This is a genomic window from Pseudidiomarina sp. PP-1MA, from assembly GCF_041200125.1.
Classification (GTDB): Bacteria; Pseudomonadota; Gammaproteobacteria; order Enterobacterales; family Alteromonadaceae; genus Pseudidiomarina; species Pseudidiomarina fusca.
The window spans coordinates 608,317-634,673 of the sequence record NZ_CP165718.1; the positions used below are offsets into that span (position 1 = coordinate 608,317).

Below are 26,357 nucleotides of genomic sequence, written 5' to 3' on the forward strand. Positions count from 1 at the left end.
GAGATGTCGGCTATTAGATATCAGCTACACTTTTAATTTGTTGTGTTACATCAAGCTAATATCAGCAATCTTTAACGCTGGCACTCTTAGGTTATAGTCAATAGCAGGATGGGTGATTTATCAATCTAGACTATGGTCTAATGGCTTCGCAGCCCCGAATAAATGAAGGTAGGGGCATTGAAAAACATAATAACAAGAGCGCTGTTAGCTATTAGATATTAGCTATTAGAGGGCGCCCACCGTGGACCAATATCAAATAGCCAATAGCTAATGACGATGTCGCAGTTGAAAGGAGGTTTTATGCAACATGACTTATATAAAGTGCCGGCGGATGCCAAAGCGCGGGCGCTGATTGATAACGACCAATACCTCGCTATGTATCAGCAAAGTGTTGATGATGCAGAGGGTTTTTGGCGTGAGCAGGGGCAACGAATCAGTTGGTTTAGCCCTTACAGCAAAGTTAAAAACACCAGTTTTGCACCGGGCGATGTCAGCATCAAATGGTTTGAAGATGGTACTTTGAACGCCTGTTACAACTGTGTCGACCGCCACTTAGCTGAGCGCGGTGACAAAACCGCAATCATTTGGGAAGGCGATGACCCGTCCGTTAGTAATGAAATCAGCTACAAGCAGTTACATGCGGAGGTCTCTCGGTTTGCCAATGGCTTGAAAAAATTAGGTGTGGCGAAAGGCGATCGGGTAGCTATCTATATGCCGATGGTGCCTGAAGCGGCCTATGCGATGTTGGCGTGTGCCCGTATTGGTGCAGTGCATACGGTTATTTTTGGTGGCTTCTCGCCAAATGCGATTGCGGACCGCGTGAACGACTGTGGCGTGAAAGTGATTGTTACTGCTGACGAAGGTCGTCGTGGTGGCAAAGCGACACCACTAAAAGCCAACGTTGATGAGGCGTTGCATAACGGCAAATGCCCGACGGTAGAGCATGTGGTCGTGGCTAAGGTCACCCATGGTGAGGTGGATTGGCACGAAGATCGCGATGTGGCGTGGGACCAGCTGGTGAAAGATGTGCCGGCTGAGTGCCAACCAGAAGTGATGAATGCCGAAGATCCGCTGTTTATTCTTTATACCTCAGGCTCAACGGGTAAGCCCAAAGGGGTGTTGCACACCACCGGTGGCTACATGGTATATGCGTCGATGACACATCAGTATGTGTTTGACTATCATGAAGATGATGTCTACTGGTGTGCCGCCGATGTGGGCTGGATCACGGGCCATAGCTACATTGTTTATGGACCCTTAGCCAACGGTGCTACCACCTTGATCTTTGAAGGATTGCCAACTTACCCAGGCGTGGGTCGTATTGGCGAAGTGATTGATAAGCATGGCGTGACTATCTTATATACCGCGCCTACTGCGATCCGTGCGTTGATGGCGAAGGGCACTGCTGCGGCTGAAACCTCAACCCGTAAATCGTTGCGCACCATGGGCTCGGTGGGTGAGCCCATTAACCCAGAAGCCTGGGAATGGTATTATAAAGTGATTGGCGATAGCCGTTGCCCGATTGTTGATACTTGGTGGCAGACTGAAACAGGTGGCATCATGATCACGCCATTACCGGGTGCGACTGATTTGAAGCCAGGTTCAGCAACACGGCCGTTCTTTGGCGTGAAGCCATCCCTGGTGGATGCCGATGGTAAGGTGCTAGAGGGCGCAGTTGATGGTAACTTGGTTATTCTTGATTCATGGCCGGGCCAAGCCCGTACCTTGTGGGGTGACCATGAGCGCTTTGAGCAGACTTATTTCTCAGCTTATAAGAACATGTACTTTACCGGTGACGGCGCGCGTCGTGACGAAGACGGTTACTTCTGGATCACCGGTCGGGTTGATGACGTCTTGAACGTATCCGGGCACCGTTTAGGTACCGCGGAAATTGAGTCGGTGTTGGTTGAGCATCCGAAGATTTCTGAAGCTGCCGTGGTGGGTTATCCGCACGACGTGAAAGGTCAAGGCATCTATGTGTATGTGTCGGCCATGGCTGGTACTGAGGTAACGGATGAGCTGACCAAAGAGGTGCGCGATTGGGTGCGTAAAGAACTGAGCCCAATTGCAACGCCAGACTTTATTCATTGGACAGCAGACTTACCTAAGACCCGTTCAGGTAAGATCATGCGGCGTATTTTGCGTAAGATTGCTGCCAATGAGTTTGAAAACTTGGGGGATACCTCTACCCTTGCTGACCCGAGCGTGGTAGATTCGTTAATTCAAAACCGCTTGAATAAATAATAATTATAGCGGTACCGGATGAACGAATAACGATGCAATGTACCACCTAGCTCCCGTAGCTAGGTGGTTTAGCATTGCCGCGGGAAGCTAGTATGGCCAAATTTTTGATTGCGGACGATCACCCGTTGTTTCGGGAGGCATTACAAGGGGCATTAGCCAATCATTACCCAGAGTTACAGTTGCGTGAGGCCGGCGATTTAGACGCGACCTTAGCGGCGCTGCAACAAGATGATGACTTAGATCTGCTGTTACTGGATTTACACATGCCAGGTAGCGGAGACTTGTATGGATTGATTCGTATTCGAGAAGACTTTCCGTTGTTACCGGTGGCGATCATTTCAGGCTCTGAAGACGCTGCTGTGATTGCTAAATGCATTGGTTTTGGTGCGCTTGGATTTATTCCGAAATCGTTGCCCTCGGCGCAGATTGCGGAAGCCATTGATGCCATTTTACAAGGCGATACTTGGGTACCGAACGAGGTACGCGGTCGTCTTGATTCTATTACCGATGAAGATCAAGAGTTAGCTAAGAAAGTGGCTGACTTAACTCCCCAGCAATATCGTGTGCTGTTTTTGCTACACGAAGGCTTACTCAACAAGCAAATTGCATATCAGCTGAATATTACCGAAGCTACTGTGAAAGCGCATATTACCGCGATTTTTCGTAAGCTAGGTGTGTATAGCCGTACGCAAGCGGTGTTGCTAGCAGAGCGGTTGCAGTTAGAACCTAATCATTAATTATCGTTAAACGAGTTGCTCGGCTGAGTACTTCTTTGTCACTGCCCGCTGTTAGCTAGCCTGCGACATTATGTCGCTATGGCATTGACGCGTTCAATAACATTTTTTAAACCTCGTTTTCAATAAAATGCACCTTGTTGGTGCATTCAGGCTGGCTGTTTTCTGCTCAGATACTGCTTAAAATGTAAGCTTCCTTTATTTGTAAGGAATGCAGAGGTGGTCATACCTCTATGATTTACCTGGTTATTTATTTCGAACGATAGCGAATTATACTCTGCTCATATAACAAACGACTGCGTTATAAAATGATTAATAAGCTGTTACAGTTTGATACTTCTCTAACAACAATAAAAGGGAAGTTAAATGACAACCACAAGACGTATTCGCTGGTCGAGTATTGCACTGGCTGTTGCTGCCGCTACGGGAGTATCAACGCTTGCTGCACAAGACCTTTATTCTTCACCAAGCCAACCTAAAGTAACCGAGCAAAGTGCCAAGCCGATTGCTAACAAAGCGTTACTGAAAAAAGCCGCGGCTAAACAGGCCGCCAAACAATCCAGCCGTTACCTGATTGAATTAGAACAAGCCCCAGTTGCGACCTACAAAGGTGGTATCGCAGGTTATGCTGCTACTTCAGCGAAAGTGACCGGTGCCGAGCAATTGAACGCTAACAGCGGTGCTGCGCGTGCTTATACGAATTACTTGCGTACACAGCAGCAACAGGTGTTGGCTGCTGCTATGCAGCGGGTACCTGGATTACAAGCGCAATCGCAGTTAACGCTAACTTTTAACGGGATTGTGGTAGAGCACCAAGGTGCGGGCGATTTAAGCCGGCAGTTGCGTGACATTCCTGGCGTGAAAGCAGTGCATAAAGATTATGAAGTAGAAGTGCATATGGACTCTTCTAATTCATTAATCAACAGCGAGAGTGCTTGGGCCTTATTGGGTGGTCAAGAGGCCGCAGGTAAAGGCGTGAACGTTGCTATTATCGATACCGGGATTGATTTTGCGCATCCGATGTTTGCCGACAATGGTCATGATCCGATCGCGGTTAGCCCAGGTGATGACTACTGTGCCACCAACGTTGAAATCTGTAATGACAAGATTGCCGTAGCGCGCTTTTTTGATGCGCCAAGCAGTGTTCACCCTGAAGAATTCATGGATTCGCCGCAGGATATGAACGGCCACGGTTCGCACGTTGCTGGTACTGCGGCTGGTAACCCAGTAAGCGCCACCATCGATGGCGTGGGTTTAAACTTTTCTGGTGTGGCACCAGGCGCAAACTTATTAGTTTATAAAGCGCTTTGGAATACCTCGGATGGCCGTGGTTCAGGTTTGACCATCAGTTTGGCTGAAGCGCTCGAAGCCGCAGCGGCTGATGGTGCTGATGTTATCAACAACTCATGGGGCGGTGGCGCTGGCGGGCATCCTGCAAGCAGTTATTACACGCCTATCATGCAGTCGCTCGATGAAATGGGCGTGGTGACCGTGACTTCTGCTGGTAACTCGGGCCCTGGCCCAACTACCGTGGGTTGTCCGGGTTGTATTGAAGAAACCATCACGGTAGCTAGTACCCAAACGGGGCGGATTTTTGCTAACCAAGTGAACGTGACTGGCTTTGACCCTATTTCAGCGCAATTAGGTAACGGTGCGTTTAGTGTGGTTGAGCCGATTACAGCTGAACTGTTACCGGCGATTGAAGTAGACGAAGCAGCCTTTGAAGCTTGTGAACCTTTTGCAGAAAATGCTTTTGCCGGCAAGATTGCGATGGTGAGCCGTGGTACTTGTTCGTTTGAGCAAAAAGCCAATACGGTACAGGCTGCTGGTGCAGTAGGTATGATTGTTTACAACAACGCCGAAGGTACCATTTTAATGGGCATGGGCGCGGCAACCTTGCCTAGTATTTCTATTACCCAAGCTGCGGGGCAAGCGATTTTAGCGGCCTATGACGTGGGTATGGAAGCCACTATCAATCCAAATACAGTGCAAGTGATTGATGCCAATGTGGATGCTTTATCTGACTTCAGTTCGCGCGGTCCGAATGGCGACCCAACCATGCTGAAACCAGAAATTGCTGCACCGGGTTCAGATATTTTATCTGCGGCACCGGGTCAAGGCTTTGCCATGATGAGCGGTACCTCAATGGCTGGTCCTCATGTGGCAGGTGCTGCGGCGCTAGTGATGGCTAACTACCCTGAGTTAGCACCGCAACAAATTAAATCGATTCTGATGACTTCAAGTGCTGCAGGCGTGCGCAAAGAAGACACAGTGACGCTGGCAGACCCGTTTGATGTGGGTGCTGGTCGGTTAGATTTAGCAACCGCCATGGAAACTGGCGTGACCTTTGATGTGGCCAGTTTTGCGCATCCTATGTGTGTGAATGAGTGTCAGTTTGACCGCACCATCACCAGCTTAGCTGATGCTGAAACCGTGTGGAACGTTAGCGCAGAGTTTGCTGACGCTGGCATGAGTGTTGAGCTACCAGCAACAGTGACGTTGGCTGCCGGCGAAACCCTCGACTTTGATGTGACCTTTAACGGTAGCTTGGCTGAGCCAGGTTGGCAGTTCGGTACCATCACCTTAACCGACGCGAGTGGCACCTTTGCTGATGCGCGCTTACCAGTAGCGGTTTATGCTGAGTTATCTACGGATTCGAGCGTATTAACCTCTGGTATTACCGCCGGTGAGATTGCTGCAGGCCAAGCGATGACTGCAACCATGCTAGCACGCATGGGTGATAGTGCTGAACCAGTCACCATGGTGGCGCAGTTCCCGCAAGATGAAAGCTTTGTGATTGATGCTGAATCTTTGGCAGTAACTGAAGTCGGTACCACGGCGAGCGAATGGGATTTCAATACAGAAACTCGTACCTTTACCTGGACCGGCGACCAAACTGATGATCCAGCCGTTACCACCATTGCAGCAGCAGGAGAAAGCTTCCCATTTGCTGGTCTGAGCTTAGATGACTTACAAGCTCTGGCCGACATTGCCCACGAGAAGCTCTGCGTTGAAGGTTGTGATGAGGCGATGATCCAATTTGACCTCAGTGTGCTTGAAGACGAAACCTATTGGACGTTAGATGGGGTGAACTACTCAGGCATGGTGATGTGGGAAAACGGTATCGTGGAGATGGGTGAAAACCGCGCGATATTCACTTTCATGAATCAAGATTTGCCGAACCCAAGTTCACCGAACGGTATCGTTGCACCATTCTGGGCTGACTACGAGGTGTTTGCTGAGGACGGTGAGTTACGTTACAGCTTAATTAACAGCACCGATGGTACCCGCTACTTGATTTTAGAGTGGTACAACGTGCGTAACTGGAACGATCCAACCGGCCCATCTTATACCTTTAACGCTTGGTTTGAGCTGAACACCGATAAAGTGTACGTGAACTTTATTGATGTGAACCAAGGCGCAGCGCCAGACGGTGGGGCGGTGATAGGTTTGGAGAATATCGACGGTACCGCCGGTGGTTCTAACTACATCGCCACTGCAGATTTACCAGCTAATGGTTCTGCCCTTGAAATGAGCTTGTTAGCAGGTACTCCAGCGCAGTTGCAAGTAGATGTTGAGGTGAGCGTAAGTGACTTTGGTGAGGTGGCTGCAATGGCTACTGAAACCGGTCATAACACCGCTGTTACGGTTGACTTAAGCGAAGCCGTAGGTGAAATGGAGCGCGATTTTGCAACCTTGCTCAGCGTGACCAGTGGTGATCGTGCGGCAGAAGCGGTCTTGCCAATTAAAATCAAACCTGAAGGCACCTTAGCACCTGCAGTTACTGCAGAACCAGAGCATGGTAGCGTCAGCTTTGATGGCATGGTAGCTACTTACACGCCAGAGGGTGGCTTTGCTGGAACTGATAGCTTTAGCTTCCATATGGTGGATGAAGCTGGTGCAACGTCGGCGAGTAATACTGTGACTGTCACTTTAACCAATACAGCCCCAGTAGCGGCAGCCACGGCACCTGCGTCAGCTGAATTTGAAGCTACCGTACAGCTAGATGCCTCAGGCTCTTCGGACGCTGATGGTGATACTTTGAGCTACAGCTGGAGCCAGACCAGTGGCCCAAGTGTTAGCTTAACTAACGCCAGCCAAGCGATTGCTAGCTTTGTGGTGCCGGGCCTTGAAGAAGATACTAACGTGAGCTTCACAGTCACTGTATCTGATGGCATGGCCAGCAGCGAAGAAACCGTAACTATGGAACTGAAAGCCGAACCTAAATCAAGCAGCTCGTTTGCTTGGTGGTTAAGCTTACTGGCGTTGCCATTGGTATGGTTACGTCGCCGTAAGTAACATGTAAACTTTATTTGTTGTGTAAGCGGCACTCCTTAGCGGGTGCCGTTTTTTTATGCAAACTGAATAAGTTAGCAGCAGCTCGTACAAGAGTGTGGCTATGACATGTGTCAGTACGGTTACAAATACTTACAATTACAAATTTATATTTGTTCAAATGTGAATTAATTGTGTTAATTTCTATCTTGTGACTTTTTCAATAAAGTCCGCTTTCTTATTACAAAAACAAGGTAGATAACATGAGCAGAACTCTCCATACCCGCTGGTCTGCAATTGCGTTAGCAGTAGCAACAGCAACGGGCTTGGGCGTGGCGACCGCACAGGACGTGCAATCGTTAGCAGTCGACCTTCAGCCGCACGAAGAAGCGCTGAAAGTTGAAAAACGTGCACGCCAAACAAGCATTATTTCCAGCCAGAACAAACGCGCTAGCACGCGTTATTTGATTGAGTTTGAAGATGCTCCAGTAGCGACCTATAAAGGCGGCGTTGCTGGCTTTGCAGCAACTTCAGCAGTGGCAACCGGCGCTGCTACACTGAGCATGAAGACCAAGCCAGTACAAGATTATCAAAGCTATTTGGTGCAGCGTCAAAACCAAATGCTAAGCCAAATGAGTGCTCGCGCGCCAGGGCTGAAAGCGAAGAAAAACCTGACCGTTACCTTAAACGGTATGATCGTAGATTATGCTGGTGGCGATTTAGCGGCCCAGTTACGTGGCATGCCGGGCGTGAAAGCTGTGCATCGTGATACTGAGATGCGCTTAAAAACTGACGTATCACCAGCATTGATTAATGCGGATGATGTGTGGGGCATGTTAGGTGGCCAGGACCGCGCCGGTGAAGGTATCAATATTGCAATTATTGATAGCGGTATTGATAGTTCGCATCCGATTTTTGCCGATAACGGGCATAGTCGTCCAGAAGGTCTACCTACTGACGATTATTGTGCAGTAACCGATCCTACTTTCTGTAACGACAAAGTTGTTTTGGCGCGGGTTTATGATCCCTTTGATCCAGAAGATATCAGCGAAGATGAAATCTTAGATTCACCGCAAGATACCGATGGCCACGGTAGCCACGTTGCCGGTACTGCTGCTGGTAACCCGTTAAGTATTAACCTGAATGGCTTAGCGGTAAACGTCACCGGTATAGCGCCGGGCGCTAACATCATGGCTTACAAAGCCTTGTTTACCACGTTAGATGGCGTGGGTTCTGGTTCGTCATTAAGCCTTGCCGCAGCCCTTGAAGATGCTGCAGCCGATGGCGCTGATGTTATCAATAACTCATGGGGTGGTGGTGCTGGTGGCAACCCTGCCAACAGTGCGTATCGCACTATCATGACTAGCCTGCAAGAAATGGGCGTAGTTACCGTTACTGCTGCTGGTAATGATGGCCCTGGCCCGAACACTATTGGTTGCCCAGGTTGTGTGGAAGATACCATCAGCGTAGCTAGCACCCAGCATGGCCGTCAGTTTGGTAACAACATTGAATTGGAAGGTTTTTATCCGATCACAGCGTTACCAGGTAACTACGATAATGAGTATACCTTAGATGAGCCCGTAACCGGTGAATGGTTACCAGTATCGCAAATCAGCGAAACCAACTTGTTGGCTTGTGCACCTTATGAAGCAGGTTCGCTTGAAGGTGCGATTGCCATGGTACCGCGAGGCGAGTGTAGCTTTGCTGAGAAAGCCGCGAGCGTACAAGCCGCAGGTGCAGTAGGTATGATTGTGTATAACAATGCTGCCGGTACCATTTCGATGAATATGGCTGATGCCACCTTGCCGGCCGTGTCTATCACTCAAGCTATTGGTGAGCAGTTAGAGACTTTGTACGAGCCGGGCTTAACGGTGAGCTTGAATCCGTTTGAAGCTTGGGTTGTGCCAGCTAACGTAGATGCGGTATCAGGCTTTAGTAGCCGTGGTCCGAACGGTGACTCGAACGTGTTGAAGCCTGATTTGGCAGCACCAGGTTCAAGCATCCTGTCATCATTGCCAGGTGGCGAGTTTAACCTGCTGAGCGGTACTTCAATGGCGAGCCCACACGTGGCTGGTGCTGCGGCCTTGTTGTTAGCTAATAATCCAGAGCTAACGCCGGCGCAGGTAAAATCGGTACTGATGACGTCAGGTGTTCGTGCGGTGACCAAAGAAGACACGCAAACTGCAGCGGATCCGTTTGATATTGGTGGTGGTCGTATTGATGTACTGAATGCCACTCGTGTAGCAGTAGCGCTAGATACAGCGAGTATTGCCAATAACTTCTGTGAAGATGTGTGTTCGTTCACTCGCCAAATCACCAGTTTGGTGGGCGAAGAAACTGTGTGGAATGTAAGCGCTAGCTTCAACGACAGCGCAGTGACTGCAACTTTCCCTGAAACTGTGACTATTGCTGGCGGCGGTGCTGCTGAATTAGGCGTAGAAATCGATATTTCAGCAAGTGCTGGTGGCTGGCAGTTCGGTACTTTAACGCTAACTCACAATGCCGGTGACTATGCTCCAGTAAATGTGCCAATCGCGGTGTTTGCTGAAGAAATGGCACCGGTAGGTTCAATCGGTGGCTCTATCGGTGACGCTGATACCGGAACCACCAATACGCCACTGAACTTCAGCATGACCGGTCGTTTAGGTACCCTTGAAGGGGCTAATGTGACTTTGTCGGCGCAGTTGCCAGTAGAAGGCGTGACCATTGATGAAGCTACGTTGGTAGAAACGGAAGTAGGTTCAGTAGCTAGCGAAAAAGGCTTAAATACTGAGACTAATACCTATACGTGGACTGGGGTACAAACCAATGCTCCTGCTGAGTTAGATCTGGCCTTGTTAGGCGGCGGTATTGCCGGTGCAACCTTGGATCAATTAGGTGTTACAAGTTATCAAACCTTCTGTAACGAAGCGCCTGGCTGTGATGAAACTCGCGTCAATATTCCGTTAGGCGACTTTAGCTACGTATTCGATGGCGTTGAGTATAACAACATCGTGATGTGGTCGAACGGTATCATTGAAATTGGTGAGTCTCGCGTTGATTCTACTTATCAGTTGTCGTTTATTCCTGATCCAACTGCTCCAAACGGTGTCTTAGCACCATTCTGGGCGGATATGGTGGTGAATCAAAATGTTAACGTCGGCGGTGAAATGCGTATCGCTGTGGTTAATGCGGGTGCACCTTATTTGGTGATGGAATGGGTGAACGTGTCTGAATATGACGAACCTGGTTCAACCTATACCTTTAGTGCTTGGGTAGCGTTAGATGATTCAGCCGACGTGATGTTTAACTACGTGGACGTGAATGCTCAGGCTCCAGCTGCTGCGTTAGCAGGTGGTGTTGAAACCATGGATGGCACCGGTGGTGGCTTTATCTATGTCGGTGGTACGGATATTGGCGGTGATTTAGCTGGCAGCATGCCGCAAGACGGTTGGTTAGTACAAGCTAATCTAGTACCGGGTGAAGCCGCAGAAGTAAGCGCAAGCTTTGACTTCAGCGTGTCTAACTTTGGTGCAGTTGGCGCTGGCGAAGCTAGTGGTCTGCACAGCCGTGCTATCACTGTTGACTTAACCGAAGCGGTAGGTACGCCAAGCCGTGAGGTCGTAGCTATGCTTGCTGCGAGCACCGACGAAGGCGAAGTAACAGACATGGTTCCTGTAACTATCAGCCCAGATGGCGCGTTAACAGTTGAAATTGTTGACCAGCCAGCGAATGGTACGGTTGAGCTAGACGGCATGACCGCAACCTACACCCCAGCGGCAGGCTTTGTTGGCGACGATAGCTTTACTTATCGTGCAGTGGACGAGTCTGGTGCGGTATCTGATGCAGGAACTGTGACCGTTGCGGTGACTAACACCAACCCAACAGCTACTGTGACTGGGGTAACTGACCCGAAAGCGGAAGGTGATGAGATCACCTTGTCGGTCTCTGCATCTGATGCGGATGGCGATAGCCTGACTTATCAATGGGAAGTGATTAGCGGCCCTGCGGTAACCTTAGGTAGCGCAACCGGTAGTTCAGTCACCTTTACTGCGCCGTACGTAGAAACTGAGCAAACCTTGCAATTGCAAGTAACTGTGAGTGACGGTGCAGGCTCGGTAGTACGTCCTACCTCGGTTAAAATTGTACCACCGAAGAGCAGCAGTGCCTTTGGCTGGTGGCTAACCCTGTTAGCATTACCTTTGGTATGGGCTCGTCGTCGCACTAGCTAAGTGACTCGAGTGTAAAGATTGAAACGGCGATAGCTTTCTATCGCCGTTTTTTTTAGAGTAGAGGTTAAGCTAATGTTGCTTATACTCAGGAGAATAACATCATGGGAATGTCACGTTTAAGTGTAATTGCAATGCTAGTAGCTGCTAGCCTGACGCTGGTGGGTTGTGCCGATGACACGGTGCAACTGGATAGTGCGATGCCGGATGCGGCTGGTGAGCCAGCTAGTGTGCAAGAGCAGAGCTTGAGTGAGCGTTTAACCACGCTAGATAGAGCCATTCGTGAAGAAGTTGGGATAGCGCGTGCAGAGCGTTTTGATCAGTGCCAGTTATTGGCGGTGGGTAAGCGTGCCTGCGGTGGTCCAGAATTCTATATGGTGTATTCAACCGCGAGTTCTGATGGGGCTAAGCTGCAAGCACTCGCCAATGAGTACACGGAGTTACGAGTACAACAGATTGCGCAAACGGGCGAGATGAGTACCTGTGAGATGCTGCCTAAGCCAGGCGTGATGCTTGAGGGTGGTATTTGTAAGGTGGTTCAATCGGTAGACCGCTAAACAGCTAAGGGCGGCCTGGGCCGCCCTTATTTTGTTACCGATGGCGTTCGATGTGTTTGAGCAGTGCTTTCAGTGCCGCAGGTTTAACGGGCTTCGCTAAGAAATGTAAGCCACTCTCACGGGCTTGTTTGCGCACGCTGTCATCGCCCATGGCGGTAACTAATGCCGCGGCTACATTGTCGCCCCAGTGCTGCCGTAAAGCCTTCGCCAGACGTAAGCCATCATAGTCATCATCTCCCAGCTGATAATCAAGTAACAAACCATCAGGGCGTGGATGGGTAGCCGCGTACTCCATGACCGTGGCACTACTGTTAAAGGTTTCTACGGTACACCCCCATTTTTCTAGCAGCGCACGCATGGCCGAGAGGTTTTCTTGGTCGTCGTCTACGCATATCAGCAGCAAATTGGAGTTGGGCGTATCAGCGCTGGCGACCATCGGGCGTTCGTAGACTTGGGCAGCACTGCCCATAGGTACGGTCACCGAGAAACAACTGCCTTTGCCTTCGTGGGTAACCAAGGTGAGTTCGCAGCGTAATTGCTCACTCATGCGCTTGGCGACACTTAAGCCCAAACCCACGCCTTCAACGCGGGTGTTGGAGCCCCGATAAAAAGCATCAAAGATACGATGGCGCTGCTGGGCGGTGATGCCCAGCCCGGTATCCCATACGGCAATAACTAGGTGCTCACCGCGCTTACGCACGCCTAACAGCACGCGGCCGTTATCGCGGTTGTATTTAACCGCGTTGGATAAAAAGTTTTGGACGATACGACGCAAGTAAGTGGGGTCTGTGTAAACCACCGCATCTTGTAGACGGCTACGAAGTTTAATACCGCGTTGTTCGGCTAATACCGCATATTCGTTAATCAGCGGCGCCAAAATATCTTGCAGGGCGCAATGTCTGAACTGCGGTTGTAATGCGCCTTGGTCCATTTTAGCTATTTGTAATAAGGTGCTGAGCAGGTGTTCCGTAGAGGCAAGCGCGGTATCCAGCTTACCTGCCAGCTGCCGATTGTTAGCATTCATACTGTGCTCATCCATGGCACTTAGATACAAGCGGGCGGCGTTCAGCGGCTGTAAAATGTCATGGCTGGCGAGCGCCAAGAAGCGGGTTTTTGAGGCGTTGGCTTCTTCGGCGTCCTGTTTGGCCTGTTTTAGCTCGACTTCAACTTTACGACGGCGTTCGATTTCTTCGGTGAGCTCATTGTTGATTTCCCGAATTTTTCGCTGGCGCACGTTAATGCGCTGCTCTAAATCGATATTAGCTTCTTCGAGTGCTTGAGCTGTTTCGACGTGTTCAGTGATGTCGGTAAACGAAGTTACAAAGCCACCGTTAGGTAGCGGGTTGCCAACCATCTCAATCACTCGGCCATCACCGCGGCGTCGAATAAATCGATGCGGCGAGCCCATTTGCATGTAGTTCAGGCGTTTGGTGACCAACTCATCGATTTCACCCGGTCCACATTCGCCGCGCTCGGCGTTGTAACGAATCAGCGTGGCGATAGGCTGGCCGGGCTTGACCATGCCCTCGGGGTATTCAAACAAATCAAGATAACGCTTGTTCCAAGCCACTAAACGCAGCTCGGCATCGACTACCGAAATGCCTTGAGCTAAATTCTCTAAGCTACTGAAGAGAATAGACTGTTGGGTTTGAAGGGCTTGGGTGGTGTCGTCAAAAAAGTGCACCACCTCTTCTAAGTGCAAGCGGCGGTCGCGCAGGGCCGCTTCTACCAGTGAACGCGCGGTTGCGGCACCGAGTACCCCAGTTAGCGCCCGCTCAACGTAATCAATTAGCTCACGCGAGGCCACATCATCGCGGTTGGCCGCAGTCATGGCAACGCCGCCTTTACTTTCAGCAAAGAACGTCAGCAATTGATGACAGCGATCTTCGCCCACAAAGGTGGTCAGCAACAACACCATATCGGCGTTAGTGGCTTGGTGATGACGACCTATGGTGTGTTCTTGTAAATGACTACGCGGCTTCACAAAGGCGGTCGCTTGAATACGATCCACCAAGCGCGCCCGGGCCAGCATGGAGAACACCACGTAGCAAAGGGTATTGATGGCCATACTGATGACGGTGCCGTGAGTGATGATGCTGGTATCACTGCCGTCGTGAGGCAGGTACATGGGCAGTGCCACGGCAAACAGCCAAGCTAGCAAGCCCGCACCTAAGCCAACATAGACGCCGCGGGCGTGGCCACGACGCCAGTAGAGGCCGCCAAGCACCGCTGGCAATAACTGTAAGACCACCGAGAAAGCTAACAAGCCGATACTCACTAGGCCGGTGTTGGCGGCCCAGAAGGCATAACAGAGGTAGCTGAGTAGCAAGATAATGGCAATAGCAACGCGGCGAATAAACAGCAGGCGGTTTTGAAAGCCGGTAGGGAAGCGCTGTTGGCGCTGCAGAATAATCGGCATGATAACATCGTTGGTGACCATGGTGCTGAGGGTTACCGAGGCAATAATCACCATCGCTGTAGCGGCTGAAAAGCCACCGATAAAGATAAATACCGCGAGCCAGGTTTGATCATGTAGGAGCGGTAAGCGTAAGGCGTAGGTATCACCGTCCACGCCGGTACCGAAGAATAATTGGCCGCCAAGGGCAATGGGCACAATGGCAAGCGCAATCAGCACCAAGTACAACGGAAAACCCCAGCGCGCGGTTTTTAGATGGTTTACATCCACGTTATCAACCACTGCCACATGAAACTGGCGCGGCAAACAGAGAATGACCCCTGCCGCCATAAAAGTCTGCACGATAAAGTCGAATTCTGTTAGAGCTTCCCAACTCCAGGCTTTGCTACTGGGATTGGCCAGCTGTTGCCACATGCTAACGGGCGAGGCGTCGTTAAATAAAACGTAGGCAAATACTGCCGCCGCCAACAGCGCTAATAGCTTTACCGCAGACTCAAAGGCAATGGCTAAAATCATGCCGTTACGATATTCAGTGACCTCAATATGGCGAGTACCAAATAGCATGGCAAACACTGCCATAATCGCCGCGGCAATCAACTCGTTGATGGAAAATTCAGTAAAGGCTGAGGTGTTTTCAGTAAGCACCACAAAGGTTAAACCGACCGCTTTGAGCTGCAAGGCAATGTACGGAATGGTCGCTAACGCGGCGATAAGTGTCACGAACAGCGCCAATCGTTGCCGTTTGCCGTAGCGGCTCGCAATAAAGTCAGCAATCGAGGTGATGTTCTGTTGTTTGGAAACACTGACCAGTTTTTGCAGCAACGGCAAGGCAAAAATAAAGAGTAAAAACGGCCCCAGCAAAATCGGAATATAGGCCCACCCGTCGGTCGCGGCGTTACCCACCGCACCGTAATAGGTCCAACTGGTGCAGTAGATGGCCAAGCTCATACTGTAAATGATGGGCTTATAACTGATGCGGTTGGCCAACGAGTTGGATTTGTCGCCCCAATGGGCCACCGCAAAAAGTAAGGCAATATAAGCTAGTGAGGCAAGTATCAGCAGTAGGGTCATGGCTGTTTTATTTTTGTCGTTGTAGATTTCCTGTTGCTCGATATTAGGTACTGTGGTGTGGAAAGGCAAGGGCGCAATTAGCTATTGGATATTGGATATTGGGGGGCAAGGGCGCCGTTGGCCAATATCTAATAGCCAACAGCGTCTTTGCTTTTTCAACCTTACGACCAATGTCGTATTTCCTACATTGCCATTAGGCGTCTAGATTGCATAGTGAACAAATCACAATAACAAACACAACTAGAACAACCTGGAGGACGTATGGCTTTCAAAAGCGAAGAACTCGCAAAAGCCTACTGGCGCGATAATATCAGTCTGGTGCTTAAGCTACTGGCGGTCTGGTTTATCGTTTCCTATGGCTTTGGCATTATCCTGGTGGATTGGCTTAATCAATTTACCTTTTTCGGCTTTAAACTGGGCTTTTGGTTTGCTCAGCAAGGGTCGATTATTTCTTTCGTCATTCTGATTTTTATTTACGTAAAACGAATGGCGGCCCTTGATAACAAATACGAAGTTCACGAAGACTAAGGGGCCCATCCATGGATATTCAAACTCTCACGTTTATTATCGTTGGTGCGACCTTTGCTTTATATATCGCGATTGCGATTTGGTCTCGTGCCGGTTCTACCTCTGATTTCTATGTTGCGAGCGGTGGCGTCCATCCAGTGATGAATGGTATGGCAACTGCTGCGGATTGGATGTCGGCGGCGTCATTTATTTCAATGGCAGGTATTATCGCGTTTGCTGGTTATGATGGCAGCGTGTACTTGATGGGTTGGACCGGTGGCTATGTGTTATTAGCACTGTGTTTGGCACCTTATCTGCGTAAGTTTGGTAAGTTTACTGTGCCAGATTTCATTGGTGACCGTTATTACTCGCAAACAGCGCGTACTATTGCGGTTATTTGTGCAATCTTAATCAGCTTTACATACATTGCCGGACAAATGCGTGGTGTAGGCGTGGTGTTCTCGCGCTTCTTAGAGGTTGAAATTGCTACCGGTGTTTACATCGGCGCAGTGATTGTATTCTTCTACACCGTGTTAGGTGGCATGAAAGGTATTACTTATACTCAGGTAGCGCAATACTGCGTATTAGCCTTTGCATACTTGGTGCCAGCTATCTTTATCTCGTTCCAAATGACGGGGCACATTTTGCCGCAAACCGGTTTTGGTGCGACTATTGCTGATGGTGTATCAGGTGAGGGGCAATACTTGTTAGCGCGCTTGGATGGCTTGTCAGAAGAGCTGGGCTTAGCAGCTTACACCTCTGGCTTGAAGTCTAAGATCGACGTGTTTGCGATTACCTGTGCCTTGATGGTAGGTACTGCTGGTTTACCACACGTAATTGTACGTTTCTTCACCGTACCTAAAGTACGTGATGCGCGTCGTTCAGCGGGCTGGGCATTGGTCTTTATCTCTGTTGTTTATTTAACTGCACCATCGATTGCTGGTTTTGCCAAAGTGAACTTGATCAACACCGTTAACGGTCCGGATATGGCTGGCGTGGAATATGATGCGGCTCCAGATTGGGTGAAAAACTGGGAACAAACCGGTTTGATTAAGTGGGAAGATAAAAACAACGACGGCAAAATGTTCTATGCTGGTGATGAGCGCAACGAAATGACCGTTGACCGCGATATCATGGTATTGGCAAACCCTGAGATTGCTGATTTACCAGCTTGGGTAGTGGCGTTGGTTGCAGCCGGTGGTGTTGCGGCTGCGTTATCAACCTCAGCCGGTTTGTTGTTGGTTATCTCTACGTCGGTGTCGCACGATTTGTTGAAACGTACGCTAACGCCGAATATTACCGATAAGCAAGAGTTACTGTGGGCGCGGATTGCTGCCGCTGTAGCTATTGCTCTGTCTACTTGGTTCGGGATTAATCCGCCCGGCTTTGTGGCGCAGGTGGTCGCCTTCGCGTTCGGCTTAGCCGCAGCGAGTTTCTTCCCGGCCATTATTTTAGGTATTTTCTATAAGCGCATGAACAGCACAGGTGCTATTGCTGGTATGTTAGTGGGTGTGGTCTTTACCTTGGCGTATATTATTTACTTCAAGTTTGTAAACCCGGCTGCCAATACTGCAGACAACTGGTTGTTCGGCATTTCGCCAGAAGGCATTGGTACTATCGGTATGATACTGAACTTTATTGTGTCGTACGTGGTGCACAAGCTGACCGGCGATGCGCCGCAGGATACCCAAGACTTGGTTGAGTCGATTCGGTATCCGAAAGGCTCGGGCGCTGCCTCTAGTCATTAATGATGAGCTACTGCAAAGCCCGGCACTGCCGGGCTTTTTTCTGATTGGAAAGTGAGGTTCTTATGCAACCGGAGCTGTTAGAAGTACAACGATTTTTACTGGATTGTCCGCCTTTTGATGAACTCAATGGTGACCAGCGCCAGTGGGTGGCGGGGCAAATTAAAGCTGCTTATGTGAACGAACATAATGTGGATGGGCTGTTTAAACAACATAGCCCAGCGCTTTATATTGTACGTTCAGGCGGTTTTGATTTGCTGGCGCCAGATGGGCATTTGATTGAGCGACTTGAGTCCCATGATTTGTTTGGTTTTCCGAGCTTGCTAAGTGGGCGGGCGGTGGTGAACAAGCTGCAGGTGATTGAAGACGGCATTATTTACATTATTACCGCCGCAGTGTTTGACCAGCTACGCCAGCATGTGCGGGCGTTCGAGCAATATTTTATCCGGGCGCATGAGCAGCGCTTGCTCTCAGAAACAGCGCGGCGTGAAGGCGATGTCACGCGGCGCGGCAACCTGACAGGTACAGCTAACAGTAACGGCAGCCGTCAAGGGAGCGCGGTAGATACTGGCGCGGCTGGTGTGACTGAGCTGGGGCTGGCTGCAAGTGGGCCCAAGCAGGAGCCGGTGGCCAGTTATGATGCGTTGCAATTGCCCGTGGCCGAAGTGATAGTGCGAGCGCCGGTGATGTTATCTATCCATACCACCATTAAAGAAGCGGCCGAGCGCATGCGCGACGAAAAAGTCTCCTCGGTATTGGTAGTAGAAGGACCTGTGGCAGAAAATGCGGCGGCAGAGGGGGCTGTGGTAAAGGGGACTGTGGTAAACGACACTGTGGTAAACGCAACTGCGGTGAATAGCCCTGCAGATAGCGAAGCTGCGGCGGTGAAGTTGTGCGGAATTTTGACCGACCGTGATTTGCGCAATCGGGTGGTAGCGCAAGGATTGGCCTATGATTTACAGGTGAATGCGGTGATGACCCAAGCCCCAGCGACTGTGTATGGGCGCCAGACCCTGATGGATGCGTTGGCGATTATGACGCAAGAAAATATCCACCATTTGCCGGTACTTAATGACGCTGACCAGCCGATTGGGATGATTACCAATACCGATTTGATGCGGCAGCAGCGCAGTGAACCTATCATGCTGATCAGTGCGCTGAACAAAGCGGCGAGTAAAGCGCAGCTAGTGGCGGAGGCGGCGCATATTCCGGCCTACATGCAGACGTTTGCTGCGCGCGTGCATGACACCACCATGGTGGGACGGCTGCTGGCGTCGTTAACCGATAGTATGACGCGTAAATTAATCAGTTTGTATGAACAAGAACATGGGGTTGCGCCGGGGCCCTATTGCTGGATAGCGTTTGGCTCGCAAGGGCGTGAAGACCAGGTGCTGAGTTCGGATCAAGATAATGGTTTATTGCTGGGTAACGGGCTTAACGACAATCAGTTGGATTGGTTTAAAGGGTTGGGCGAATACGTGAGTGGCGGTTTGCATGAATGCGGTATTCCGCTGTGTCCGGGCGATATTATGGCCTCGAATGTGGATTGTCGACGCACCTTGGATGGCTGGCTGGAGCGCTTTAAAAGCTGGACGGAAAGCCCGACGCCGAAGGCGTTGATGTATTGCCAAATCTTCTTCGATTCGCGGCTAGTTTACGGCAATAAACGGCTATATCAACGCTATCGTGAGCAAGTTGCACGGCTGGCCCAAAAGGACTTTTTCTTAGGTAATTTGGCACGTTTACAAGTGAGTGTGCAGGTACCGTTAGGCTTGTTTAATAGGTTTCGTGGTACGGAGAGTGGTAAAGACTCGGATCTGATCAATATCAAGCGCTACGGCATCGCTTTGATTAACGATATTGTGCGCATTTATTCCTTGCAAGCGGGAATTATGGTGCCGCAAACCTTGGCCCGATTAGAGGCGTTGAAAGGTAGTAAATTGCTCAATAATAAAGATAACCAGTCGTTGGCCGAAGCTTGGCAATTTTTAACTGAATTACGGCTACAGCACCAATTGCAGACGTGGGGCAGTGACCAGCCTAAAAACGCGTTAGACCCTGATGAGCTCAGTACCTTAACGCGACGCCAATTAAAGACCGCCTTTCGAATTATTAAAGAGTGCCAGCAAGGGGTCGGCTTGAAGTTTGGACGGATTGGTTGATGGCGGCTCATTCTTCAGGTTGGCGTAACCGTATCGCGGCTTGGTGGCAGCGGCGGCAGGCTTTAGCTCAGCCGTGGACAGCGCAGCGCTATGTGGCGCTAGATCTCGAAACCAGTGGTTTAGATGCGCGCCACGATAACATTATTGCGGTGGCTTGGGTGGAGCTCACGCCACCTTTGCTTGATTACCAAAGTGCCCGTTATTACACCGTGGCAACGGCACAAACCGAGCTGAATCAGTCGCCGGTGGTACATGGTTTAGTGAGCCGCGACTTACAACAAGTAACGCCCTTGGCTGAGGTGCTCCACGAGCTACAACAGGTGCTCGATGGCGCGGTTTTGGTCTGCCATCATGTGCAACTGGATTGGGCTTTTTTAAAACAAGCGGGGAAAGCGCATCAAGTGCGGTTTAAACCATTGCTACGATTTGATACCTTGACCTTTGAGGGCCAAAGATTAAAGAATTCTCAACATCATATTCAGCGAGGTAGCTTAACCTTGAGTGCTTGTCGCAGCCGTTATGGCTTACCGCAATACGATGCCCATCATGCGCTCAGCGACGCCATTGCTTGTGGTGAATTGATGCTGGCCCAGCTGTATAAATACGCTGGCGCTCAAGCAGTTAGGTTACCGCGCAGTTGATTTTGTAGGGCCGTTGGACGCTCTTCAGCGCAACCGAGTAGACCTCTCAGCTGTGAATTTCAGATTTATCTTAAAAACAAATTATCGAAAAGTTTACAAGTCTGTGCAAAAAAACAGGTAAAAACCTTGTTGCAAAACTATTGTAAAAAGCATCTAACTGTGGTTGTATTAGCAACGGAACTCAGGAGACATGCGCAGATGCATCTCTCACTGGAAGCCACTATTAAGGCTTACGACTAATAACTTTTACAAAAGTTCCGTATCAGCCAAATCAACAATAAAAAAATCAGGGAGACTTACATGGCTAAGCAGTCATTTTTGTCAAATTCTATCCGCGCCATCATGATGGCAGGGTTTGGTTCTGCACTATTAGCTGGCGCACCGGCTATGGCGCAAGACCAAAGCAATGAAAGCGAAGACGGCGAACAAGCGAAAGCTGCCGAAAAAATTCAAGTAACCGGTTCTCGTATCCGTACTGACGGTTTGGATAGCCCAACTCCGGTTGAGATCATCACTACTGAAATTGCTACCGATCAAGGTTTGAACACCCTAGGTGAATTGTTGCGTACGTCAACGGTTGCCTCTGGTTCTGACCAGTTGATCTCTGCATACTCTGTTGGTTATGTAACTAACGGTGGTTCAGGTGCTGAGTCAATCTCAATGCGTGGTTTAGGTGCTAGCCGTACCTTGGTACTATTGAACGGCCGCCGTGCAGGACCTGCGGGTACTCGTGGTACCGTATCTGCGTTTGATATGAACGCATTACCAATCAGCATCATCGAGCGTGTTGAAATCTTGAAAGATGGCGCATCATCTTTGTATGGTTCTGACGCGGTTGCTGGTGTAATCAACATCATCACCAAAAAAGGTGAAGGCGGCGAAGTTAACTTCTCTGGCTTAGCTCCTTTTGAAGGTGGCGGCGAAACTTATCGTTTAAACGCTACTTACGGTGACTCTTTTGACCGTGGTTCATGGCGTGTGGTTGCTGACCACAACGTAAACACTGGTTTGATTCGTGCAGATCGTGATTACTTCGACTGTTCAACTCGTTACTTGTTCTCGAACATCGTAACTGGTGAGCGCGCTGACCCAATCGATCCGCGTACTGGTGAATACCACTGTAACGAATCAGGCTTTGGTTTATTCCACGCCTATTCAGGTGTTGGCTTGCCAGCAAACACTAGTGCTGGTCGCTTCCAGTACAACTACGGTGGCTACGATGTAGCTGATCCGACTACCATTAACCCATACTACAACCCTGCTGATCCACGTAGCATCGGTGTTGAAGGCGTTAACCCGTTCTTGCGTGCTGCGCCAGACGGTTGGTACTGGGCTGGTTACGATGCTGAATCTGACGGCTTGTTGGACGGTGGCGGTCACCCGTTCCGTTTACAACAAACGATGGTTCCTGAAACTACCGTTTCTTCAGTATTCTTACAAGGTGACTACGACCTAACTGACACCATCTCAGCTTATGGTGAATTATTGCACAGCCGTCGTACTACCAAGTCTGAAAGTGCTCGTCAGTTCTGGACTGCAGACTACGGTTACATCTCAATCAATGCTGTTGACGGCTTTGACGGTGATGGTTTCGTGATGCCAGTGCATTACACTAATCACTACGGTAACAAAACAACCATCGACTACTCTCGTGCAGTAGTAGGTTTAGAAGGCGCTATCGGCTTCTGGAACTGGGATGTTTCTTATCAGCGTTCACACAACAGCGGTACTTACGCACAAGATATCATCTTGCGTGACTCTATGTTGTTGTCACAAGAATTGTTGTTCACCGGTGCAACTTGTAACGGCGAAGTAACTCCAATTTCTGGTAAAGCTTGTCACGACTACGACTGGTTCGATCCACAAAACATGTACGGTAACCCAAGCCAAGCAGCTCGTGACTTCCTATTTGGTTACGACAAAGGTAAGACTACCTACAAGCAAGACACTCTTGATGCTTACATCACTGGTGACTTGTTCGATTTACCAGCAGGTGCTTTGTCAACTGCAGCGGGTATCTACTGGCAGCGTGACGAAATCAACGACGTACCTGGTGAGAACACTCGTAACGGTAACTCATGGGGCTTATCAAGCGCTGGTATCACTGCTGGTAAAGCAACTACCAAAGCTGTTTATGCTGAGTTCCAAGTACCAGTATTACGTGACTTACCATTCGTTGAGAGCTTAGATTTAACGGCTTCTGGTCGTTGGACTGACGTTGATGCGTACGGTGATGACACTACTTATAAACTAAGCGCTAACTGGTCTATCGGTGAAGGTTTCCGTGTACGTGCTTCACGTGGTACTTCATTCCGTGCACCAGCATTGTTTGAATTGTACTTAGAAGGTCAAACAGGCTTCTTGGGGCAAACCAACGATCCATGTTTGGACTACGTAAACGCAACCAACCCATTAGTTCGTGAGAACTGTGCGGCAGCAGGTATCCCAGAAAGTTATACTGACACCGTAGGTACTGGTAGCTCGTCATTTACTACCATAACTGGTGGTGGTGCAGGCGTACTACAAGCTGAAACTTCAGTGTCTGAAGGTATTGGTTTAGTTTACGAAAGCGCTGAAGGTACTTTCGCAGCGTCTGTTGACTACTACGACGTAGTAATCAGCAACCAGATCTCAAGCGTTTCAGGTGCAGCAGTATTGAACCAGTGTTACACCTCTACTGACTTCGCTAACGAGCCATTCTGTAATCAGATCGACCGTAAAGACGGTACTGCTGATGGCGACTGGTCAATTCAAGAAGTTCGTGGTGGTTACTTGAACACTGCACAACAAACGGTTCGTGGTTTCGACTTCGTAGTAACTTATCAAGATTCATTTGATTTTGGTGACTTACGCGTGAAGTTAGACCATACGCACCAAGTTGAGCGTTCATTCCAGCAGTTCGTAACTGATACTCCAGAAGATTCACTAGGTTGGATCGGTAATCCGAAGTCTATCGGTACGTTAAACACTACCTTGACTCGTGATGAGTGGAGCTTCAACTGGAACATGGCTTACTATGACCGTACTGAAGACTATTCATACTACGGCACCGACTCTACCACTCTACGTGGTGAAGACGTTCGCTTCGTAGCACACATCCCAACGTATGTGTTGCACTCAATCTCTGCGAACACTACGTTCAATGACAACATTGACGTAACTTTCGGTATCGGTAACTTGTTCGACAAGCAACCGCCTTCAGTGAGCCCAGCAGCAGCTGCAGTGGTAGGTAACACTCCATTGTTCGCATCGCAAATGGACTACTTAGGTCGTCGCGCGTTCTTCAACATCTCTTACCAGTTCTAATTGGTAGGTTCGTTGAAACGAACAAGCAAGATGAATGATAAAAGCCCCACTTAGGTGGGGCTTTTTTATTTACTTTGTTTTACAATTAACGATAGTATTATTAACAATTATAAAGACAGACACTCTCTACAGAACACGAGGCAAATATGAAGTATTCTTCATTGGTGATGGGGTTAGCAGCATTAGCTGTACCCATGTTAACGAATGGCGCTGAGGTGAAAACCGAGCTGCTAGAAAACTATGCGAAGCATTCGCAATACTTGGATGTAAAAATCTCCCCCCGCGGTGACTATTTAGCAGCAACATCGCGCAATGAAGAAGGCTCGGTATTACTAACTGTCTTAGATATTAACGAGAGCAAGATTCTATCTATCACCCAAGGCAATGGGCGTGAATCAGTATCTTCGTTTCAGTGGGCGAATAACGAGCGTCTAATCATGACCATGGCGCGCGAGATTGGCTCTTTGGATGCACCGGTACCTACGGGTGAAATCTTTGCCATGAATGCTGATGGCTCGAACCAAGTGATTCTAACTGGCCCACGTTCAAGCGATGGCAACTACGAGTTTGCACAAGTGGTAGATTATTTACCGGAAGATCCTGAAGCCATCATGATCTACACCCGCTCGTTTTTCTCCAAAGAACCCTATTTAGATCTTTATACCATGAAGGTTACTTCTGGGCGTAAGCGTTCAGAAGGGCGCATCCCGCTGCGTGCCTATGCGAGCACTAACGTGCAGGTAGTACTAGATAGCGATGGGGTGTCGCGGATGGTGTTAGGGATCGACCCGAACGAGAAAAACAAGACGGTGATCCTAGGGCGTGACGGCGCCAACAAAGACTGGTACGAAGTTGACAGTTATTACGAAACCGATGGCGGTTTTATGCCCTTACTGATGTTGCCAGGTACCGACCAAGTGTTAGGTCTGAGTGATAGCCAATCGGATACTCGCTCGTTGAGTGTGTTGGATTTAAGCACCAAACAAGAAACCGTGATGGCTGAGCATCCAAATACCGATTTGATGCCGATCATGAGTGTGAAGAATGGTCGTGCCAACGAAGTGATTGGTGCTGCCTTTGAATACAATGGTATTGATACTTTCTTTTTTGATGATGTTGAAGATAAGGATTACGCCCGCCTGGTGCAAAGCTTGATCGCTACTTTCCCAGGTCAGTCGGTGGGCATTAACTCGTCAACCCGTGATAATCGTAAATTGATTGTGCGGGTAGAGTCAGTGAATGCTCCTGCAAAGTTTTATTTGTTCGACCGCGATAAGCGTGCGCTGACGCCGATTGCTGCGGCTAAACCTTGGTTGGATGGACATACGATTCCAACGACGCAAACTATTGTCTATAAAAGCCGTGACGGATTAGATATTCATGCTCTACTAACCTTGCCTAACGGAAAAGAAGCCAAAGATTTGCCGTTGATCTTATTACCACATGGCGGCCCGCATGGTATTCGCGACAGCATGGGCAGTATGGACTCTGATGCCAAAGTGTTAGCAGAACATGGCTATGCGGTATTGCAGCCTAACTTCCGTGGCTCAGGTGGTTTCGGTCGGAAATTTATGGAACTTGGTTATAAAAACTGGGGCACCACCATGATTAACGACATGACCGATGGGGTGATGCACTTAGTGAAAGAGAAAATAGCTGACCCTGATCGTGTGTGCGTGTATGGCGCCTCTTATGGTGGTTATGCGGCGGTACAAAGTGGTATTCGTGAGCCAGATCTGTATAAGTGTATTGTTGGCTTTGTTGGGGTGTACGACTTAAACCTGATGTACGAACAAGGCGATATTTCTGAAGCTCAAGCGGGCCGTAACTATTTAGATCAAGTACTACCTAGTGATAGCGAAGGCCGTACTGAGCAATCACCGATTGATAACGTGGATAAGCTCAAAGCGCCAGTGTTCATTATTCAAGGTGGTGCCGACATCCGGGTGCCAGAAGAGCATGCCTTCCGCTTGCGTGATGCCTTGAAAGAGCGTGAGCATCCGTACGAGTGGTTGTATAAGAAAGGTGAAGGCCACGGATTCTACAAACCAGAAAATAACGTTGAGCGCTGGCAGAAGATGCTTGCCTTCTTCGAAGAGCACATTGGCGACTAAAAGATGCGTCATGAAGAAGAAGCCTCACTGTTTTGCAGTGAGGCTTTTTTTTGCTCAAAAGCAAGACCTTAACCATGTTAAATGAATGCAAAATTATTTAAGTGAGAGCCGAAATAACACGAATATGGCGATAAACTGCATGTTTATATCGGTGATAAGACACAGTGCGGTGAAAATAAGATCACTTTTGTTATAGTTATTTGCGATAGAACGCTTGCTCACATCGATTATTTTCATTAGTATCAAGTTGACCCTAATCAAAAAAACAACGATTTTACGGGGTTTTTTCTGATCTGGGTCAGACTTGGTTCGCGCGCTGCTATGCGTGTTGAGCTATAGCAAAAAAATCACTTAAAAGTGGTCCAGGGAGAATAATT

General features: G+C 49.2%; 12 protein-coding genes. 11 read left to right on the forward strand and 1 reads right to left on the reverse strand.

From position 1 onward, the window contains the following. The first annotated feature begins 300 nt into the window (after positions 1-300). The 5 genes from acs (at position 301) to AB8S08_RS02870 (ending at position 12,018) form a co-directional block, all read left to right on the forward strand. The gene (gene acs, locus AB8S08_RS02850; RefSeq protein ID WP_369743487.1) at positions 301-2,244 is read left to right on the forward strand and encodes an acetate--CoA ligase; all 1,944 of its coding nucleotides are present in this window, start codon (positions 301-303) and stop codon (positions 2,242-2,244) included. A gap of 92 nt (positions 2,245-2,336) precedes the next feature. Beyond that, positions 2,337-2,981, forward strand: coding sequence for a response regulator transcription factor (locus AB8S08_RS02855; protein ID WP_110076068.1), 645 nt, complete (start codon positions 2,337-2,339; stop codon positions 2,979-2,981). Positions 2,982-3,344: 363 nt separating this feature from the next. Beyond that, positions 3,345-7,277, forward strand: coding sequence for a S8 family serine peptidase (locus AB8S08_RS02860; RefSeq protein WP_369743489.1), 3,933 nt, complete (start codon positions 3,345-3,347; stop codon positions 7,275-7,277). Positions 7,278-7,516: 239 nt separating this feature from the next. Next, a complete protein-coding gene (locus AB8S08_RS02865; RefSeq protein ID WP_369743491.1) occupies positions 7,517-11,464 on the forward strand; it encodes a S8 family serine peptidase in 3,948 nt (1,315 codons plus the stop codon). 101 nt (positions 11,465-11,565) lie between these two features. Beyond that, positions 11,566-12,018 (forward strand): hypothetical protein, encoded by a 453-nt coding sequence (locus tag AB8S08_RS02870; protein ID WP_369743492.1) that lies wholly within the window; start codon positions 11,566-11,568, stop codon positions 12,016-12,018. Between the two features lie 34 nt (positions 12,019-12,052). On the opposite strand, the gene AB8S08_RS02875 is transcribed toward AB8S08_RS02870, so the two are convergent. Then, a complete protein-coding gene (locus tag AB8S08_RS02875) occupies positions 12,053-15,505 on the reverse strand; it encodes a PAS-domain containing protein (RefSeq protein ID WP_369744177.1) in 3,453 nt (1,150 codons plus the stop codon). Between the two features lie 261 nt (positions 15,506-15,766). On the opposite strand from AB8S08_RS02875, the gene AB8S08_RS02880 reads away from it, so the two are divergent. The 6 genes from AB8S08_RS02880 to AB8S08_RS02905 all read left to right on the forward strand — a co-directional run bounded on the left by AB8S08_RS02880 (position 15,767) and on the right by AB8S08_RS02905 (position 25,980). Beyond that, a complete protein-coding gene (locus tag AB8S08_RS02880; protein WP_110076073.1) occupies positions 15,767-16,033 on the forward strand; it encodes a DUF4212 domain-containing protein in 267 nt (88 codons plus the stop codon). An 11-nt stretch (positions 16,034-16,044) separates the two neighbouring features. Next, positions 16,045-17,760, forward strand: a complete 1,716-nt coding sequence (locus AB8S08_RS02885) for a sodium:solute symporter family protein (protein WP_110076074.1) — start codon at positions 16,045-16,047, stop codon at positions 17,758-17,760. Positions 17,761-17,822: 62 nt separating this feature from the next. Next, positions 17,823-19,919, forward strand: coding sequence for a DUF294 nucleotidyltransferase-like domain-containing protein (locus AB8S08_RS02890; protein WP_369743494.1), 2,097 nt, complete (start codon positions 17,823-17,825; stop codon positions 19,917-19,919). Beyond that, positions 19,919-20,560, forward strand: a complete 642-nt coding sequence (locus AB8S08_RS02895; RefSeq protein WP_369743496.1) for an exonuclease domain-containing protein — start codon at positions 19,919-19,921, stop codon at positions 20,558-20,560. Before AB8S08_RS02890 ends, AB8S08_RS02895 begins: the two co-directional genes overlap by 1 nt. Before the next feature lie 300 nt (positions 20,561-20,860). Further along, positions 20,861-23,866 carry a TonB-dependent receptor plug domain-containing protein gene (locus tag AB8S08_RS02900; RefSeq protein ID WP_369743498.1) on the forward strand — a complete coding sequence of 1,002 codons (3,006 nt, stop codon included), beginning with the start codon at positions 20,861-20,863 and terminating at the stop codon, positions 23,864-23,866. 146 nt (positions 23,867-24,012) lie between these two features. Next, on the forward strand, positions 24,013-25,980 hold the full coding sequence (locus AB8S08_RS02905) for a prolyl oligopeptidase family serine peptidase (RefSeq protein ID WP_369743500.1): 1,968 nt from the start codon (positions 24,013-24,015) through the stop codon (positions 25,978-25,980). The last annotated feature ends 377 nt before the right edge of the window (positions 25,981-26,357 follow it).

What these genes read in the sequence shown, in the direction of transcription:
- acs (WP_369743487.1), top strand. Translation starts at nt 301, where the DNA reads ATGCAACATGACTTATATAAAGTGCCGGCGGATGCCAAAGCGCGGGCG.
- AB8S08_RS02855 (WP_110076068.1), top strand. Translation starts at nt 2,337, where the DNA reads ATGGCCAAATTTTTGATTGCGGACGATCACCCGTTGTTTCGGGAGGCA.
- AB8S08_RS02860 (WP_369743489.1), top strand. Translation starts at nt 3,345, where the DNA reads ATGACAACCACAAGACGTATTCGCTGGTCGAGTATTGCACTGGCTGTT.
- AB8S08_RS02865 (WP_369743491.1), top strand. Translation starts at nt 7,517, where the DNA reads ATGAGCAGAACTCTCCATACCCGCTGGTCTGCAATTGCGTTAGCAGTA.
- AB8S08_RS02870 (WP_369743492.1), top strand. Translation starts at nt 11,566, where the DNA reads ATGGGAATGTCACGTTTAAGTGTAATTGCAATGCTAGTAGCTGCTAGC.
- AB8S08_RS02875 (WP_369744177.1), bottom strand. Translation starts at nt 15,505, where the DNA reads ATGACCCTACTGCTGATACTTGCCTCACTAGCTTATATTGCCTTACTT.
- AB8S08_RS02880 (WP_110076073.1), top strand. Translation starts at nt 15,767, where the DNA reads ATGGCTTTCAAAAGCGAAGAACTCGCAAAAGCCTACTGGCGCGATAAT.
- AB8S08_RS02885 (WP_110076074.1), top strand. Translation starts at nt 16,045, where the DNA reads ATGGATATTCAAACTCTCACGTTTATTATCGTTGGTGCGACCTTTGCT.
- AB8S08_RS02890 (WP_369743494.1), top strand. Translation starts at nt 17,823, where the DNA reads ATGCAACCGGAGCTGTTAGAAGTACAACGATTTTTACTGGATTGTCCG.
- AB8S08_RS02895 (WP_369743496.1), top strand. Translation starts at nt 19,919, where the DNA reads ATGGCGGCTCATTCTTCAGGTTGGCGTAACCGTATCGCGGCTTGGTGG.
- AB8S08_RS02900 (WP_369743498.1), top strand. Translation starts at nt 20,861, where the DNA reads ATGGCTAAGCAGTCATTTTTGTCAAATTCTATCCGCGCCATCATGATG.
- AB8S08_RS02905 (WP_369743500.1), top strand. Translation starts at nt 24,013, where the DNA reads ATGAAGTATTCTTCATTGGTGATGGGGTTAGCAGCATTAGCTGTACCC.